The sequence below is a fragment of the Martinezella multihospitum genome (assembly GCF_900094585.1).
GTDB classification, from domain to species: domain Bacteria; phylum Pseudomonadota; class Alphaproteobacteria; order Rhizobiales; family Rhizobiaceae; genus Rhizobium; species Rhizobium multihospitium.
Genome location: NZ_FMAG01000008.1, coordinates 272,247 through 289,977, shown reverse-complemented (window position 1 = coordinate 289,977; position 17,731 = coordinate 272,247). Strand labels below are relative to the sequence as shown.

Below are 17,731 nucleotides of genomic sequence, written 5' to 3'. Positions count from 1 at the left end.
ATGCTTGATCATTCGTCTCAACCATTGTCGCCGTCAAATGTCCCAATGGACGCCCTAAGCGAAGTCCTGCAAGACTTTCGTTTGAGTGGTGTCAATTATGGACGCTGCGAACTCAGACATCCTTGGAGCATCGCCTTTCCGCAACAACAGCTGCTTCGGTTTCACTTCGTCAGCCAGGGTCCGTGCTGGATCCATATCGAAGCGCAAGGATGGCAGGAATTGAACGATGGCGATCTGGTGTTGCTGCCGCAAGGCATCGCACACCGGTTGGCCAGCGCGCCAGACGTTGAGGGCGACTCGCGCAAGAGCTGCCAGATAACAAGATTGGGAAGCAACGTATGCGACGTGGTGCGGGACGGAACGGGTGCAACCAGCACCCTCTTCTGCGGCTCCATGGCCTTGGGGGCGCATGCGCTTAATCCTTTGATCGCCTTGATGCCGCCAATCATCAAGGGCTGCGATGTGGCCGGCAACGACCCGATCGTCGGCCCCCTGCTGGCGGCCATGTCGGCGGAGGCGACACAGCCCCAGATGGGAAGCGCGACCGTCTTGTCGCGGATGGCGGACTTGCTCACAGCGCGGCTCATCCGCTGCTGGGTCAATTGCAGCGGGGCCTCGACCACCGGTTGGCTCGCCGCCATCCGCGATCCCCATGTCGGTCGTGTGTTGGCGGCCATGCACAGAGACCCCGGCCGTAACTGGACCCTCAAAAGCCTCGCCGGCCTGGCAGGTCAGTCGCGTTCGATCTTCGCCGAGCGCTTCAACACCATGTTGGGAGAAGGCGCGGCCCATTATCTCGCCCGTTTGCGGATGCAGCTTGCCCGCGACTTGTTGGGGCAAAGCGGCATGTCAGTTGCCGAAGTTGCTTCTCGGTTGGGTTATGAATCCGAGGCATCCTTTGCTCGCGCTTTCAAACGCATCACCAGCGTCTCACCGGGCGTTGTGCGGCGCACAAGTTCCGGACGAATAGACATGGATTTCGGATTTTAGGACACATACCGTCCCGAATAGTTCGTCTAAGACCTCTCCCAACTCAAGGAGATACCTATGACGGACACGACATCGCAACTTGACGGGGTAGCCATTGACCCGGATACCCCGGAACCATCCACGTGGAGTGCGGCGACCTGGTTTGCCGTCCTTTCGATGGCGGCCACCAGTTTTGCGCTGGTATCAGCCGAATTCCTGCCGGCGGGCCTGTTAACCCCATTGGCGCGCGATCTGGCGATTACCGAGGGAACAGCCGGACAGGTCGTCACCGCTACAGCTTCCGTCGGTGCTGTCACTGCCCTATTAAGCAATGTTCTGATCGGCAGACTGAACCGCAAGACGGTGCTGGTCGGCCTCAGTGCCTTGGCGATCGGCTCCAATGTCCTTGCGTCATTGGCGACGGACTTTTGGCTATTGCTGTTGGGCCGGGCCGGGCTGGGTATCGCGCTGAGCGGTTTCTGGGCGCTTTCAGTTGCCGTCGTGGCGAGACTGGTCGGCGCCAATTCGACGGGCCGGGGCATGGCTATCGTCACCCTCGGCGTCTCGCTCGCCACCATAGCCGCACCCTCGGTGGGCGCTTTGATCAGCGACTGGCTGGGATGGCGCGCAGCAATGGCGATGACCGCCGGACTTGCCGCGCTTGCCATGCTGCTGCAGGTACTGAGCCTACCGACACTGCCTGCGAGCACAAGCAACAGTCTCGCCGATGTTTTCCGGCTGACGCGGCGGCGTAGCATTCAGCTGGGGATGCTTGCCATTCTTTTGCTGATGACGGGCCATTTTGCCGGCTCGGTCTATGTGCGTCCCTTCCTCGAACAAGTGACGCTCCTTGAAACCAGATCGATCGCCCTGGCCCTGCTTGGGTTTGGCATCGCCTCCGTGATCGGCAATGTCGCCGGTGGCCGAATGGCCGACACCAGCATCCGCCTGGCCCTCGCTGTCACGGCGGCGCTGATGGCGTTTGCCGCACTTGCTTTGGTGCTTTGGGGCGCTCAAACCGGTCTTGCATTCGGCCTCGTCACGCTTTGGGGCTTTGCCTTCGGCATGGCACCGGTGGTACTGCCGACCAATCTTTCCCGCGGGGCGGCCGACGCTCTGGAGGCGGCCGGCAGCCTGATGGTCGTCTCATTTCAGGTCGCCATCAGTATCGGTGCGGTTTTCGGCGGCTATATCGTCGACCGCTACGGCGCTGTTGGACCTCTGACGCTCACCGCCATCCTAGCTGCATCGACGGTCGCCTTGGCGCTGACGCAACCTCGCGGCTGATCTTTGCTTCTCGGTTGAGAAACAAACGCAATCGGACCGAAGATGCTATGAGCCTCGGCGCATCTACAAGCGCCGATTGGGCAATGCATGCCAAGCCGCGTGGCGCTCTTACCGTGCTCGGAGATGAGGCCGCCGCCGATCGCCGGCGGCCTGGGCAGTGCAGTTGAAGGGATGCGAATGCACGACCCTTCCAACCCAGATCACCAAACCGCTGAAATCGACGAGGTTATCTTTCGCGGTCACGAATGCCTGCGGCCAAAAAGGAAATTCCAATTAAGAACAGACTGCCGCTCGGTTATTGCACCCACGGCACGACGGCAAAGAGACCTAACCCGTCATGCCCCGCCATCCTATCCATGGAGCGACGGCTGGAGACCTGCCAGCGCCTGATCGACCGCCGCCATGACATCTGCCGACAACGGTCCCTTAGCCAGGGCACCGGCGTTTTCCTCGACCTGGGCAACCGTGCGGAAGCCGGGAATTGGCAGCGTGCGCGGCGAGCGCGCCCACAACCAGGCAAGCGCACCCTGTGTGAGCGTGCGGCCGCCCTCAGTCAGTAGATTGCGGACCGCCTCCAGGCGCGCGGCAAATTCGGGAGCAATCCTGCCGTCCTTGAAGTAGACCATCCAGTCGAGGCTCGCACCACGCACATCTTTTTCGCCGACAGCCTTGTCAGGCGTGAACTTGCCGCTGAGTAGCCCCATGGCGAGCGGACCGCGATTGATGGAAATCAGACCATTGCGCTCGATGACATCGATCATCGCCGGAACCGGCTCGAAAACGTTCATCGTATGCTGAACCGAGACAAACCCTGCGCGATGCACATGACGTGCGGCGCGATCCGGATGATCCGTGCTCCAGCCGAAAGCGTCAATCTTGCCCTCCGCCCTGAGCATTTCGAGTGTCTCAAATACCTCATCCGACGCTTCCAGCGGAAAATCGTTAAGATGGAACTGCAGCAGATCCAGACGATCGCGGCGCAGGCGGCGCAATGACGTCTCAACGGACTGCCGGATAAAGGCGGGATCGGAAAAGGCACCTGTCGCTTGCTTGGTCTTCTCGTCCGTCGCGAAGCCGAATTTGGTGGCGATGGTGATATCGTCTCGATTGCCGATCGCCCTGCCGACCACCTCTTCGGAATGCCCAGCGCCGTAATTCGAGGCGGTGTCGAAGAAGCGAATGCCGAGATCCACCGCCCGGTCGATAGCGCGGACCGATTCATCATCATCGACGTCGCCCCAGCCGAGCGGCACATCACCAGCGTAAAACGGTCCGCCGATTGCCCAACATCCCATGCCCAGACGTGGAATTTCACGGTCATTCCAGAGTGTTATTGTGGTCGTACTATCGGGTTTGGTCAGCATGTCGTCCCTCACGATTATCTACCGTTGCAGGCAGACATAGGGTGAGATGTCTGAGTGATAAACAGCCAAATCTGCAGGGTATTTTTCATTGATGAAAAACGGTCAGCGGCTGCGTGGCACGAATGCAGGAAGCTCCGCATGCTCATAGAATGCACTCTGGCGCAAATACGGCGAATCAAAATCCGCCAAATATTCCAGTTTGATGGAATCGAGGAATTCCACTCGTTTCCGATTGCTTCTCATGACCTTGATGATTGCCGTCCTCGCACCCGTTGTCTTCATCGCGCTTCGAGAGCGCCGGCCTCCGGCTAGCGCTAGCAGAAGACATGTGCGGTGTCGGGATCGAACTCCAGATGCACATTATCGCCGCGGCTGAGACCGGAAATGGCTTCGTGGCCGAAGGGTAGGCGCACGGACAGGGTTTCGCCGGCGGCGATCCGTGTCGTCACATGCACATTGTTGCCGAGGAAGGTGATATCGTTGACGGTCGCGCTGAGGCCCTTGTTCGCAGTCGCCTTGCGCCCGAGCCGGATGCGTTCCGGCCGCAGCATCAATGCCGCTTTGCTCCCCGACGTCGGCCGGCCGTGAACCGGGATGCTGTCGAAAACAGTCTTGTCGCCGAGCGAGATCGTGGCCTGGCCATTGTCCGAGGACAGCAGATGACAGGAGATGAAGTCGCTGTCGCCGATGAATTCCGCCACGAAACGGGTGCGGGGATTGGCGTAGAGTTCGGGTCCGGTGCCGATCTGATCGATGATACCCTTGGAGAACACGGCGATGCGATCGGAGAGCCGCAGGGCCTCTTCCTGATCGTGGGTGACGTAGAGGATCGTCACTTCGGTCTGCTGGTGGATCCTCTTGATCTCGTGCTGGATCTCCTCGCGCAGTTTCTTGTCGAGGGCCGACAGCGGCTCGTCCATCAGGAGTACCGGCGGATCATAAGCGAGTGCCCTTGCAAGAGCCACGCGCTGCTGCTGGCCGCCCGACATTTGCGCGGGCTTGCGATCCTCGAAGCCTTCTAATCGGACCAGACGGAGCATTTCCCTGACCCGGCTATCGACCTCTGCCTTGGATTTGCGGCGGACCTTCAACGGAAAGGCGATATTCTCGCCGACGGTCAAATGCGGAAACAGCGTATAGCGCTGGAACACCATGCCGATATTGCGTTTGTGCGATGGCGTCGACAGAAGCGTCTCGCCGTTCAGCAGGATATCGCCCTTGGTCGGGTTCTCGAAACCGGCGAGGATATAGAGCGTCGTGCTCTTGCCCGATCCCGAAGGGCCGAGGAAGGTCAGGAACTCGCCACGCTTGACCTCGAGATTGACGTCATGAACCGCGACGACGGGGCCGTATTCCTTGCGGATGCCTTTGATCTTCAGGAAAGATTCGCTCATGATTTCAGAACCTTGCGTACGATCGCGGCCAGCGTCATCAACATGACCGTCAACAGAATGAGAAGAGTGGAGGCAGCGGCGACCACCGGGGTCAGATCCTGCCGAAGCGTCGCCCAGACCTTGACCGGCAGCGTCTGCAGCGTCGGGCTTGCCATGAAGATCGCCACGACCACCTCGTCCCAGGATGTCAGGAACGAAAAGACGGCCGCGGAAAACAATCCGTGGCTGATGGCGGGCAGCGTCACCCTGATCTTCGCCTCAAGCGGAGACGCGCCGCAAAGCACGGCCGCGTCCTCGATCGACTTGTCGAAGCCTTCGAGCGCGCCGGCAATCGACAGAATGGAAAAGGGCAGCGCCAGAACAAGATGAGAGAGCACGAAGCCGATCAAGGTGCCTCCCAGCCCAATTCGCAGGAAGAAGGCGTAGAGGGCGACGGCGAAGACGACGACGGGGAGGATCATCGGCGTGAGGAACAACGCCTTCAGCGCATCGCGAAACAGGAATTTTCCGCGCACGAGGCCGAAGGATGTCACGAGGCCGAGCAGTACCGAAAGCACGGTGACGATCGCAGCGATCTTGAAGCTCGTCCAGGCGGAAGCCAGCCATTGCGGATCGGAGAGCAGCTCCGCATACCAGCGCCAGGTCCAGCCCGGCGGCGGAAAGATCAGCCATTGCGACGAACCGAATGACAAGGCCGCGATGAACAGGATCGGCATGAGAAGAAAAGCCGCAGTCAGGACGGTAATGGCAAGCAGCACATATTTCCACCAGCCGAGACGGTCGAAGTTCAACAGCATCTCAACGCCCTCCCGTATTCTGCACGCCGAAGAGCCGCAGTTGCACGGCATAGAGCGTCAGCGTGACGACAAGCAGGACGAAGGCGGCAGCACCGCCCATGCCCCAATTGACGAGGGATTGCACGAACTGGGCAATGAGTTCGGCAAGCATCATGTTCGCCGTACCGCCCAAGAGCGAGGGCGTCACGTAGTAACCGAGCGACATGACGAAGACCATCAGGGCGCCCGCCATCATGCCGGGAGCGGCAAGGGGCAAGAGAACGCGGGTGAGGCACTGTAGCCGGCTCGCGCCGCAGAGCGCTGCTGCCTGCAGCACAGCCGGATCAATCTTCCTGATGACGCCATAGAGCGGCAGGATGATGAAGGGCAGCATGATATAGGTCATGCCGATCGTCACGCCTGTGAGGTTATTGACGAGGGCAAGCGGCTTGTCGATCAGGCCCATGCCGATCAACATCTTGTTGATCAAACCCGTGCGCTGCAAAAGCACCATCCAGGCATAGGTGCGCGCGAGCAGATTGGTCCACATCGACAGAAGCAGGATCGCAAAGATCACGGAAGCCCATCGTGAAGGCATGATCGCCAGGGTCCAGGCGACGGGAAAGCCGATCAAAAGCGATATGAGAGTGACGAGGCCCGACACGATGAAGGTGTTGGCAAAGATCTTCAGATAGGTTTCGGAGCCCAGCAATTCCGCGTAATTGCCGAAGCCGACCGCCGGCTCCATCACGCTGCGCAAAAGCAGCGCGATGACCGGAAAGATGAAAAAGACCGCGACGAAAGCGAGAGCCGGCGCCACCTGGGCAAATCCGGTGGGCCTTGCCGTCTTGCACGCCGGTGCGGCCTCGTCCGCAACATCTATATATGTCGACATGGCAATCCTTTCCCACCATGGGCGCCGATGAACAGCGATCGCTACTCACGGCCCTGGACCTCGCATTGCCCCACCGCGGAGATTTATCCGCGGTGGTCTGATTATCTCCGCTGTTTACTGCGCCTGCCAGGCGTACCATTTCTTGCCGATGGCATCCCGGTTTGCGGCCCAGTAATTCATGTCGGCATTGACCTGGCTGGCCGTCTGCTGGTCCGGCAGGGTCTTGGCGGTTTCGGGGTCCATCAGCTTGGCCGAACCGAGATTGGTCGGCGCGTAACCGGTCGCTTTCGCGAGATCGGCCTGCGACTGTGCCGAAGTGGCGAGCGCGATGAATTTCATCGCCGTTTCGAGGTTCGGAGCCCCCTTGGGAATGACCAGGGAATCCGCAGCCGTGATGTTCTGGCTCCAGGAGGTTTCCGTCTTGACGCCGCTATTGGCAAGCGCGGTCATGCGGCCGTTCCAGAGGCTGCCGAAGGGTGCCTCTGCCGATGCCAAAAGCTGCTGCGACTGCGCCCCGCTCGACCACCAGACGATGTCCGACTTGATCGTATCGAGCTTCTTGAAGGCGCGGTCGAGATCGAGCGGATAGAGCTTGTCGGCGGGAACGCCGTCGGCCAGCAGCGCGGCTTCGATCACGCCCGGAGCCGACCATTTGTAGAAGGTGCGCTTGCCCGGAAATTTCTTCGTGTCGAAGAGATCGGCCCAGGTCTTCGGGCAGGCGCTCACGGCATCGGAGTTGCAGCCGATGACGAAAGAATAATAGAAGCTGCCGACCGAATAGTCGCTGACGAAACGCGGATCGAGCTTGGACTTGTCGATCACGGAGAAGTCCAGCTTTTCGAGCAGACCCGCCTTGCCGGCCTGTGCGGCGTAGTCGCCCTCGACGTCGACAACGTCCCAGCTGACCTGACCGGCTTCGACCATCGCTTTCAGCTTGCCATAATCAGTCGGACCGTCCTGCATGACGCCGATACCGGTCTTTTCGGTGAACTGGTTGGCCCAGGCGACCTTCTGCGCATCCTGCGTCGTTCCTCCCCAACTCGTGAACACCATGGTGTCGGCCTTGGCGGGCATGGATGCGGCCATCATTGCGGCAAAGGCCGCGAGTGCAATTCTTGCTTTCATGTTCCCTTGTCCTTGTTTTTCAGTCTTTAGAGGCATGCCTTACGCACCCGCCCGTTCACCCCAAGGGGGAGAAACCGGCGGGCTTCATAATCTTGTTTTCCGCTTGCTCGATCAGATCGCGGATTTTTGGCAGGAAAGCCTGCCACTCGGGATCTGCCGCCAGCCGCCCGCGCCGCGCCTCGCGATCGTCGAGGCTTGCATAGGCCCAGATGTGCACGATCTCGTTGATGACACCTATTTCCGAGTAGAAGTAGCCGACGAGATTGCCGAGATGGGCCTTCTGGATGGCAATCCCTTCCTCTTCCACCACCTTTAGATATTGCGGGGTCGTGCCGTTCTTCAGCCGATAGGTGCGGATCTCGTAAAACATCGGACTCACCTCATGACGAAGGGATCGGGGATCGGATCGTCCGATGTCCGCAGCCAGATCGTCTTGGTGCGGGTATAGTCGAGCGCGGCTGCAAGGCCGCCTTCCCTGCCATGGCCGGAAAGGCCGAAGCCGCCGAAGGGCGCGATCGGCGATACCGCGCGATAGGTGTTGACCCAGACGACGCCGGCGCGGATGCCCTTCATCAGGCGATGGGCGCGTGTGAGGTTCTGGGTGAAGACACCGGATGCCAGGCCGTAGCGGGTGTCGTTTGCCAGCTTCAGGGCTTCGGCCTCCGTCTCGAAGGAAACAACAGACAGAACCGGCCCGAAGAATTCCTCCGCCAGCGACGGCGAGGCGACATCATCGCAATCGAGAATCGTCGGCGGGAAGTAATAGCCGATGCCATTAGGCCGTTGTCCGCCAGTCACGAGCCGGGCTCCGCTCTGGAGGGACTTCTCGACGAGAGCTGCAACATGATCCTGCTGCCGCTTGGTGGCAAGCGGACCGACCTCCGTTGCCATGTCGAGCGGCGAACCGATGCGGATCGCCTCGGCCTTGCGCTTGAGGATCGAGAGAAACGCTTCCTTGACGCTGGCCTCGACGATCAGCCGCGAGCCGGCCACGCAGCTTTGGCCGGTTGCCGCGAAAATTCCGGCGACCTGTGCATTGGCGGCGCTTTCGAGATCGGCATCGGCAAAGACGATGAAGGGCGATTTGCCCCCGAGCTCTAGGGATGTCGAGGCAAGGTTCTCGGCCGAATTGCGGATGACATGACGTGCCGTCTCCGGGCCGCCGGTAAAGGCGATATGCGCGACCTTCGGATGCCGCCCGAGTGCCGCGCCGCAGGAAGGACCGAAACCGGTGATGATGTTGACGACGCCGGCTGGAAAACCGGCCTCATGAACCAGGCGCGCGAATTCCAAAAGCGGCGCTGGGCCATCCTCCGACGCCTTGACGACCATGGTGCAGCCGGCGGCGAGCGCCGGGCCGATCTTGACCGCCGACAGGAAGAGCTGGCTGTTCCAAGGCACGACCATGGCAACGACACCGACCGGCTCGCGACGCAGCCAGACATCCATATCCGGTTTGTCGATTGGCAGATACGAGCCCTCGATCTTGTCGGCGATGCCGGCATAATAGCGATAGTAGTCGGCGACATAGGCGATCTGCGCCGAAGTCTCGCGGATGATCTTGCCGGTGTCGCGCGTCTCCAGTTCGGCCAGTTTCTGCGCATTGGCTGCGACAAGATCGGCGAGCTTATAGAGAAGCTTGCCGCGCTGCGTCGCATTCATCTTCGCCCAGGTGCCATCATAGAGCGCTTTCTCGGCTGCATTGACGGCACGGTCGACATCGGCCTCGCGCGCTTCAGGCATCTCTGCCCAGACGTCACCGGTCGCGGGATCGATGCTCTGGAACCGGGCTTCCCCGTCCAGAAACTCACCATCGATATAATACTGGAAGCGCTGCATGGCGTTCACTCCGCAAATGCCGGCATGACGTCCGCGATGAAACGTTCGAGCGAGGCTTTCTTGCGCTCGAACGACATACCGGTGTCGATCCAGAAAGAATATTCGTCATAGCCCATCGCCTCATAGGTCTTTAGCCGGGCAATCACTGTCGATGCATCGCCGACCACATTGTTGCTGCGCATGACCGCATCCGACAGCATGGCGTTGGCGCGAATATCCTCTTCGGGGATGCGCTCGATCAGGCCTTGATGGACCGGCTTCTCGTTCTTGAACCAGGCGAAGAAGTAATTGTAGTAGACGCTGAGCTCGTGAGCAGCCCGTGCAATGTCCTCCTCGGACGAGCCGACATAGGTATGGCGCAAGAGCATGATCTTCGGGCGCTCGATGTCAGGGTTCTTCGCACAGGCATCGTTGAAGCGGCCCATCAGCGCTTCGACCTCGTCATCGCCCTGCCAAAGCGGCGTCACCTGGACATTGCAGCCATTGGCGACGGCAAATTCATGCGAGTTCGGGTCGCGTGCTGCGACCCATATTGGCGGATTGGGCTCCTGTAGCGGCTTTGGCGCCGAGGTGGTCGACGGGAACTTGAAGAACTCGCCTTCATGGGCGTAATCCCCTTGCCAAATGCCTTTGACAGCAGGGATCAGCTCGCGCATGCGCTGGCCGGCACCCCAGGCGTCGAGACCCGGCAGCAGCCGTTCATATTCGAAAGAGTAGGCGCCGCGGGCAATGCCGATATCGAGGCGGCCGTCGCAGATGATGTCGGCCATGGCCGCTTCACCGGCAAGCTTGATCGGATGCCAGAAGGGCGCGATCACCGTTCCCGTTCCGAGCCTCGCCCGCGATGTCCGCCGCGCCAGATCGGCGATCGTCACGAAAGGATTGGGCGCGATGGTAAAATCCATCCCGTGATGCTCGCCCGTCCAGATCGCGTGCATGCCGCCCTTGTCGGCGATCTCGCACAGCGCAACGAACTCCTCATAGAGGCTCTTGTGCGTCTGGCTCGCGTCGAGGCGCTCCATGTGAACGAAGAGAGAGAATTTCATGCTCGCACCGCCTTTCCGGAAACCGGCCGCACCATGCCGGAGGTCTCGTCGCCAAAATAGACCCCGAAATTACCGATCTGGCTTTCCAGCGCGAAGCGAGCGACGATGTCAGCCGTCGAACTGGTCTTGAAGTGCGCGGCCTTCAAGGCATCAGGCTTGAGGAACCTGCCCTCGCGCGGCTCACCTTGAGAGGCGAAAGCGCGATAAACGATGTGATGCTTGCCGTCGCTCTTGCCTTCGTAGACAGAATAGAGGAAGCCGACCGTTATCGTGAGGCCTGTCAGCGCCTGCAGGTAGTGGCCAAGGATGTCGGCGGGACTTCCTTCGCTGCCCTCGCAATTCGGGAGAGCAAGAACATCCTCCCCGAGCAGCAGGATTTCGCCGTCGCGCTCGACCACCGCGCCAAGTTCGATATTGCCTTCCGCGGCGGCGGAGACCGCCTTGCTTGCCAGGATCGGCGTGAAATAGCCACCGCGGGCATAGCCAAGACCGTTGCGGCCGCTATTGTCGAACGAGACGATGCGCCCCATCAGGACGACATGATCGCCGGCCTCGATCACTTCGCTCATGGCGCATTCGAACCAGGCGGCAACATCGGCAAGGATCGGACAGCCATCCGCCCCGGAACTCCATTCGACAGCGGCAAACCGGTCTTCAACGGGCCGGGCAAAAGTGTTGGAGACGGCCTTCTGCGTCTCCGACAGCACATTGATGGCAAAATGCTTCGCGCTCGTCATGGCCGCAAAATTACGGGAGCTCTTGGCGAGGCAGACGAGAAGGAGCGGCGGATCGAGCGACACCGACGTGAAGGAATTCGCCGTAAAGCCGATTGGCAAACCAGCCTGATCGCGCGCGGTTACCACCGTGACACCGGTCGGAAATGCGCCGAAGGCGTCACGCAACGCCCTTGGGTCGAAATCTTGTGTCGTCATCTTGCGTCCTCCCCGCATGAAAGCCACTCGGCGAGCAGCTCATTGACGATGTCAGGTGCCGTCAGGTTCACCATATGGCGGTGGCCCTCGACGATCCGCACCCAGCCTTTGGGTGCGGCAGCAGCCATCTGTTCGGCCATCAGCGGCGTCGAATTCGGATCGTCCGATCCCGTCAGGAACAGCGCAGGCGCACCGACATCGGACCAGCGATCGGCATAGGTCTCATCGCCGCCGGCAAAGGCGGCATAGGCCGTGGCATAGCCTTGTGGATCGACGAGGCTCAGCCAGCTGCGGGTGAGCTCCCTCGCCACCGCACTTTGTGCATCGTCGCCAAACCAGCGCAGCAGCGGGCCCTCCTTGTCGACGCCTGCGAGCGGTATTGCCGCTGCGCGCGCAAGCACAGCCGCCTTGGCTTCGGGATCGCGACGATAGACACCGTTGAGATAGGCAACCCGCTTGATCCGCTCGCCGAAAGTGGCAGCAGCCCCTCCGACAACGAGCGCACCCATCGAATGGCCGGCAACATTGACCTCACTGAGCGCCAGTTCATCGAGGAAGCCACCGAACCAGGCGACGAAGGCCTCCAGCTTGCTACCGGCAGGCAGGGCGGCGCTTTCGCCATGCCCCGGCATATCGACGGCAATGACCCGATGACTCTGTGAAAAGCCCGCGATTTGCGGAGACCAGGCTTCGAGCCGCATGCCGACGCCATGAATGAGAACCAGCGGCTCCCCCTCGCCCACTTCATGATAGGCGGCCCCGCTCGCCGTATGCTTGCGGAGCAGACCTTCCGTCTTCAGATCGGCCTTGTCGTGGTCCATGGTTTCCATCGCCGGCATCTGGGCGCCCGATCCTTACACGCCGGCCGGATTGGCGACGTCTTGCCCCAGATCCTTGAGGTCCTGGTAGCGATCGCCGATGCGATGATGCGGCCTTCCGCCGACCGAGGCACCGAGCGCGACGACGATCTCGTCAGCGGCAGGCGCATCGGGAACCGACGTCTGGATCGTCAGATAATGCGAACGCCGCCCTTCGTCATTCTTGTCCATGAGCGGGATCATGATCGGCGCATTGGCGGGGCCGCGCGTGTTGCAGAAGGCGAGATAGGACTTGGCGCCAACGGCATGGCGATAGTGATTGCCGAACCGCAGGGTGTGGATCAGCGCAGATGCATGCTCGATCTCGCCATCCAGACCGACGACGGCCGATTTTCCATAGGCCTCGACCGCTTCTCCTGATCCTATCGCGTCGATAATCATCTTGGTGAGCAGTTCGCCCAGAATAGGCGCAGCGGCGTGAATCTCTGGCTTCAGATCCGCGACGAAGCCACGACCGGCCCAAGGGTTTTTGACGATGGCGCATGCCGAGAAGAGCTTCAACGGAATGGCTGCCGCCTTTCCCCCTTCAACAAGCGTCGTTTCGATCTGCAGGACAGTTTTTCGGATCTGAAGGCTCATGGCTCGCTCTCATCTAAGATTACGTATGATGGTATGCCATAATACTACTCTGTCAAGCAGCTTTGAACGACGGGACTGAAAAACCTGCCGCCTACCAGAAATGATCAGCTATATCAGTGCCTTATTGATAGGCAGCGGCAAGCGCCCGCGAAAGCGATGCTGGTCGTCGCATCTCTTCAGCTGTCGATGTTCAGTTTTTGTATTCGTTATTATGGTATACCGTCACACCGAAGACATGAGAGAGTCAACCCGCTTCACCAGGCAAACGACAATTTGATGAGGCATGACGCCCAGCGGCATCATCAGGCGTCGTGCAGGTCGGCTCGCCACATGGCGGGAATTTCGCCGGCGTTACCCCTGGCGGACGATGGCGCCGATCGCATTGACGACGATGCGCGCGGCGGTCAGAGCCGAAAGGCCGTCGATGTCGGCGGGAGGATAGAGCTCTACCAGATCGAAGCCTGCAATCTTCGCCCGCCGGCCGAGGCCGGCGATCAGGTCGATGACCTGCGTATAGGTGAGGCCGCCCGGCGTTCGCGCTGCCACACCCGGCATGATGCCGGGATCGATGCTGTCGCAATCCAGGGTGACGACGACCCGAGCTCCCTCCGGAATATGCCGGAGAGCGGCCTCGACCCCTTGGGCATGGATCTCGCGGGCCGTGACAAAGCGGCTGCCATAGCGCTGCGCCGCCTCGACATCTGAAGAACGAGCGCTGCCGACGCTACGCAGGCCGACCTGCACCAATCCGGCGACATGCGGCATCTCGCTTGCCCGCCGCATCGGGCTTGAATAGCCGTAGCGTTCGCCATGCAACTCGTCGCGCCAGTCGATATGGGCATCGATCTGCAAGATCCAGACCGGCCCCTCATCCGCAAAGCCGGCAATGAAGGGGAGCGTGACCGAACAATCACCGCCAAGCAGGATCGGGATGGCCGGCAATGCAAGTACACTGCGCGTCCTTGCCTCGATCCGATCGCGGTTGCCTGCATTGTCGTGCATGACAGTCTCGATGTTTCCGGCATCGACGCAGCAAACCGGCTTGCCGTCGAACAGCGGGCCGCCGAGATCGAAATCCCAGTGTTCGACCAGCCCTGCATCGTCCTGGCTGGCGGCCCGGATGGCTCCCGCCGACAAGGCATAACCGCTGCTGTCCTTGCCGGGATAGGTACTGCCGTGACCGGCCCCGAAGATCACCACACGCGGCAGGCAACCATCGTCAAAGCGGTCCGAGAAGCCGAGAAAGGAAGAGGAAGCAGTCATCTCCATGGCCTTCGTGGGAAATCAATCGATCGGCTGACGCCCGGAAAGCACGGCCTGGGCGATGGCGCTTGCGCTGGTGACATGATCCATCGCCGCCTGATAGGCACCATCGCCGTCACCGCGCCTGATAGCATCGACGATACGCGCCATCTGCGCAGGCCCTTGAACATCGCGGTTTTGCGTCTTGATCGTCATGGAGCGCAGGTGATTGATGCGCACGGTCAGAAGATTGACGACGCCCCAGGCGACATGGCGGTCGACCATGCTGAACAGCGTCTGATAGAAGGAGGATGTGTGGGCGAGCACGCCGGCCATGTCTTTCTCGCGGTAGCTATGCCTTATGTCCTCGAGCGACTTGTCCAGGGCATCGGCGATCGCAGGGTTGTTCTGCTCGGCGCAAAGCCGTGCCGCCATCCCTTCGAGTGCGGCGCGGATCTCGTAGATCTGCTTGGCTTCGTCATGATTGAGCTGCGCGACGATCGGCCCCTTGTTCGGAAGATTGGCGACGAGCCCTTCGGATTCGAGATGGCGCAGGACCTCGCGCACGATCGTGCGGCTGACGCCGAGCTGCGCGCAAAGATCGCGTTCGACCAGGCGGTCTCCGGGGCGGAAATAGCCGTTGATGATCGCCTCCCGCACCTTGTCGAGGGCGAGCTCCCGCAACGTCTTCGTCGGACGCTCTACGCGAATTGCGGCGCCATGCGCATCATCATTCATTTCCGCACCCTCGATCTCCGGATACCATAATATGGCCTACCAAAATCATCCATTGTCGAAATGAAGTCAATGCAGCAGAGATCGCCTCAGAGCAAGGCCTGTTGCTGGATGCCGAAATGCTCTTTCAACACCTTCCAGCCTTTCGGCGTGACGTCAACGGCGCGGGACGAAGGCGCCCGCCGCATGCAACCCTCCGCGAAGAGGAGGTTGGTCAAATGAACGCCAAGCGGTCCGGCAAGATGATGTTCTCTCTCCGTCCAATCGAGGCATTGCCGGGCAAGCCCGTAGCGCGTGGGTCTGATACTGGCCGTGTTCATGCCCATGCGGTCGAACCACTCCGCACCATCAGGCGTGAGTTCGAACCGCTTCTTTTCGGCCGCGACAAGGAACCCCTTCTCCAACAATCCATGGGTCACGGCGATCCCGACGCGGCCGGCCAGATGATCATAGCAGCAGCGCGCGAACCGAAGCTTTTGCGCATCCCGGGTCAGCGGCTTTCTTCGCACGGATTCCGCCGGACCGATCGAGGCCAGGGTCTCGAGCGCAAGCGCGACATGAGGGCCGGCGAGACGATAATATCGATGCCGCCCCTCGGTTTCCACGGCCAGCAGCCCGCCGGCCAACAATTTGCCCAGATGGGAACTGGCCGTCTGTGCCGTCACACCGGCCGCATAGGCAAGCTCGCCGGCCGGCCGCGCCCGGCCATCGAGGAGCGCCGACAGCATGGCGACCCGCGCAGGATCGGCGATCAGAAAGGCAACGGCGGCTATATTCGGCTGAGTCGTCATGTCTGGGCCTCTTCATATCAGGCTGCATCATAACACCGAAATAGTTCGCATGCTTCGACACGTATCGAAGCATTGGGACGGATGGCCGTCTTAGACTGAACGTACAAGCAATTGCCACGGAACCGGCCCATGACGAAGACCATCCTCGCCTTTTTCACCGACACCCATCTCGGCCAGAAGCTGATCGCCAAGAGCGAAATTGCCGGCGACAAGATGGGCTATGAGGAGACGCCGCAAGAGCATGAGCATCATCTGCGCTTGGTCCTCGACGACATCGCTCGCAAAGGTATTTCCAAGGTCGTCTTCGGCGGCGACATTGGCACCGCACATTCGGTCGGCGGCTTTTTCGAGCGTCTGCGCGCTTATGCCTTCGATGTGTCGCTCATCCTCGGCAACCACGATATCTATGGCAATGTCGCGCCGTACTACGACATGGGCGGCAGTACCGTGGCAGGGAAATTGTGCTACTCGCAGCAAGATCCGCATCTGAAACGGATTTTCCTCGATACATCCGACAACGCCGTCGGCGACGGCCAGCGCAAGTGGCTCGCCCGCGAACTCGAGGGTGTGAGGCAGGCCGCAATCTTTCTGCATCATCCGATCCTGCCGCTCGACACACCCGTGGATCGAACCGGTGCCGCCCTGCGCGATCGGGATGAGGTCAGATCGCTTCTGATCGGCATGGATTGCCGGATATCCCTGTTCTGCGGCCACTACCACATGATCGACGAAGCCCGGGAAGCAAACATCAGGCAATATGTCTCGCCAGCGGTCTCCTATCAGATCGTCAAGCAATCCGAACATCTCAACGCCGATACCGGGACATTCGGCTATCGTATTCTGGAGATGGACGAAGAAGAGATCAAAACGCAGGCCGTCTTGTTTTCAAAGACCTAGAGCAGCTCAGCTTTCACGGAAACTCTGAACCGCCCCAGGTCTTTGCTTTCTAGCAATTCCGGACGGAAAACCGCTACGCATTTTTCCTGGAATTGCTCGGCGGCGCGGACGTCTTGCCGCGCCACTTCGCGGCAACAGGGAGCAAAAGCACTTTCACTTCAGAGCGATGACACTATAACGTATCGAAGCACTGCGGAATCGCCAGCTGATTTGAAGGATATGACAATGGGCGTGCCTTTCTCCCCAGAACTCACGGTTTGTGGCATTGAGGAGTTGCCCGATCAGCGCGCACGGAACGTCACCCACGTGCTTTCCCTCCTCGATCCGGAATATCCCGAGCTCGATGTCTTCCACTCCTATGCCAAGCATCATCGCACGACGCTGCGTTTCCACGATATCATCGCGACGGCTCCGGGGCGGGTCATGCCCCAGCCGGAGCATGTCGAAGCAATCCTGAAATTCGGCTCCGAGTTTCAGGCGCAACAGGATCCCGAGGCTTCGAGCCATCTGCTGGTGCATTGCCATATGGGCGTATCGCGCTCGACCGCTGCCATGCTGTCACTGATGGCGCAAGCAAACCCCGACGAGTCCGGCGAGAGCCTGTTTGCTCGCCTGATCGCCATCCGCCCGCAGGCCTGGCCGAACTCCCAGATGATCGGCTTTGCCGACGAGCAGCTGGGCCGGAAGGGCGATTTGAACGCGGCACTTGCCCGTCATTATGGCCGGCAGATCAAGGGGCGGCCTGACTTTGTCGACTGGATGACACATCTCGGACGTCAGGCAGAACTCAATATGGCGATTCCGGCGTAAGGATCGCCTCTCCTGCCTGACGACCAGCCGCCGGCACGATAGTCTCATTATGCATCTTCTTCCGCCGTGACAGTTCTCTGACAGGAATCGATGTCACCTTGGCTGCAATCTGTAGAGGACAGGGACGGTCGGCTCATGAGCCGGCTAGCCATTGGGGAGGAAATATCATGAA

At 60.4% G+C, this 17,731-nt stretch carries 18 protein-coding genes; 4 read left to right on the top strand and 14 right to left on the bottom strand.

Annotation, left to right across the window (positions count from 1 at the left end; genetic code table 11):
• Both GA0061103_RS27990 and GA0061103_RS27985 read left to right on the top strand, forming a co-directional pair.
• A complete protein-coding gene (locus GA0061103_RS27990) occupies positions 1–990 on the top strand; it encodes an AraC family transcriptional regulator (RefSeq protein ID WP_092716983.1) in 990 nt (329 codons plus the stop codon).
• 57 nt (positions 991–1,047) lie between these two features.
• Positions 1,048–2,256, top strand: a complete 1,209-nt coding sequence (locus tag GA0061103_RS27985) for an MFS transporter (protein ID WP_092716980.1) — start codon at positions 1,048–1,050, stop codon at positions 2,254–2,256.
• 350 nt (positions 2,257–2,606) lie between these two features.
• Here GA0061103_RS27985 and GA0061103_RS27980 read toward each other — a convergent pair whose 3' ends face one another.
• From GA0061103_RS27980 to GA0061103_RS27910, 14 genes are all read right to left on the bottom strand, one after another.
• On the bottom strand, positions 2,607–3,620 hold the full coding sequence (locus GA0061103_RS27980) for an aldo/keto reductase (protein WP_092716977.1): 1,014 nt from the start codon (positions 3,618–3,620) through the stop codon (positions 2,607–2,609).
• 314 nt (positions 3,621–3,934) lie between these two features.
• Complete coding sequence (locus GA0061103_RS27970; RefSeq protein ID WP_092716971.1) at positions 3,935–5,014, bottom strand: ABC transporter ATP-binding protein; 1,080 nt, start codon at positions 5,012–5,014, stop codon at positions 3,935–3,937.
• Positions 5,011–5,811: an ABC transporter permease gene (locus GA0061103_RS27965; RefSeq protein WP_092716968.1), complete on the bottom strand. Its 801-nt coding sequence runs from the start codon at positions 5,809–5,811 to the stop codon at positions 5,011–5,013. The genes GA0061103_RS27970 and GA0061103_RS27965 overlap by 4 nt, the downstream gene beginning before the upstream one ends.
• Position 5,812: 1 nt before the next feature.
• Complete coding sequence (locus GA0061103_RS27960) at positions 5,813–6,685, bottom strand: ABC transporter permease (protein ID WP_092716965.1); 873 nt, start codon at positions 6,683–6,685, stop codon at positions 5,813–5,815.
• Between the two features lie 114 nt (positions 6,686–6,799).
• Entirely contained in the window at positions 6,800–7,810 is a 1,011-nt protein-coding gene (locus GA0061103_RS27955; RefSeq protein ID WP_092716962.1) for an ABC transporter substrate-binding protein, read from the bottom strand.
• 55 nt (positions 7,811–7,865) lie between these two features.
• On the bottom strand, positions 7,866–8,180 hold the full coding sequence (locus tag GA0061103_RS27950) for an NIPSNAP family protein (RefSeq protein WP_092716959.1): 315 nt from the start codon (positions 8,178–8,180) through the stop codon (positions 7,866–7,868).
• A gap of 5 nt (positions 8,181–8,185) precedes the next feature.
• On the bottom strand, positions 8,186–9,649 hold the full coding sequence (locus GA0061103_RS27945) for an aldehyde dehydrogenase (protein WP_092716956.1): 1,464 nt from the start codon (positions 9,647–9,649) through the stop codon (positions 8,186–8,188).
• A 5-nt stretch (positions 9,650–9,654) separates the two neighbouring features.
• On the bottom strand, positions 9,655–10,695 hold the full coding sequence (locus GA0061103_RS27940; RefSeq protein WP_092716953.1) for an LLM class flavin-dependent oxidoreductase: 1,041 nt from the start codon (positions 10,693–10,695) through the stop codon (positions 9,655–9,657).
• A complete protein-coding gene (locus tag GA0061103_RS27935; protein ID WP_092716950.1) occupies positions 10,692–11,627 on the bottom strand; it encodes a flavin reductase family protein in 936 nt (311 codons plus the stop codon). Before GA0061103_RS27935 ends, GA0061103_RS27940 begins: the two co-directional genes overlap by 4 nt.
• Entirely contained in the window at positions 11,624–12,466 is an 843-nt protein-coding gene (locus tag GA0061103_RS27930; protein WP_092716948.1) for an alpha/beta fold hydrolase, read from the bottom strand. Before GA0061103_RS27930 ends, GA0061103_RS27935 begins: the two co-directional genes overlap by 4 nt.
• Positions 12,467–12,481: 15 nt before the next feature.
• Positions 12,482–13,084 carry an amino acid synthesis family protein gene (locus tag GA0061103_RS27925; protein WP_092716945.1) on the bottom strand — a complete coding sequence of 201 codons (603 nt, stop codon included), beginning with the start codon at positions 13,082–13,084 and terminating at the stop codon, positions 12,482–12,484.
• Between the two features lie 351 nt (positions 13,085–13,435).
• A complete protein-coding gene (locus GA0061103_RS27920) occupies positions 13,436–14,347 on the bottom strand; it encodes an agmatinase (protein ID WP_092717151.1) in 912 nt (303 codons plus the stop codon).
• Between the two features lie 21 nt (positions 14,348–14,368).
• Positions 14,369–15,064: a GntR family transcriptional regulator gene (locus GA0061103_RS27915; protein ID WP_092716943.1), complete on the bottom strand. Its 696-nt coding sequence runs from the start codon at positions 15,062–15,064 to the stop codon at positions 14,369–14,371.
• An 86-nt stretch (positions 15,065–15,150) separates the two neighbouring features.
• Entirely contained in the window at positions 15,151–15,852 is a 702-nt protein-coding gene (locus tag GA0061103_RS27910) for an ArsR/SmtB family transcription factor (protein ID WP_092716940.1), read from the bottom strand.
• Between the two features lie 129 nt (positions 15,853–15,981).
• Between GA0061103_RS27910 and GA0061103_RS27905 the strand changes: the two genes are divergently transcribed.
• Together GA0061103_RS27905 and GA0061103_RS27900 are read left to right on the top strand one after the other, a co-directional pair.
• Positions 15,982–16,749, top strand: a complete 768-nt coding sequence (locus GA0061103_RS27905) for a metallophosphoesterase family protein (RefSeq protein WP_092716937.1) — start codon at positions 15,982–15,984, stop codon at positions 16,747–16,749.
• Positions 16,750–16,974: 225 nt separating this feature from the next.
• Positions 16,975–17,559 (top strand): tyrosine phosphatase family protein, encoded by a 585-nt coding sequence (locus GA0061103_RS27900; protein ID WP_092716935.1) that lies wholly within the window; start codon positions 16,975–16,977, stop codon positions 17,557–17,559.
• Positions 17,560–17,731 lie beyond the last annotated feature (172 nt).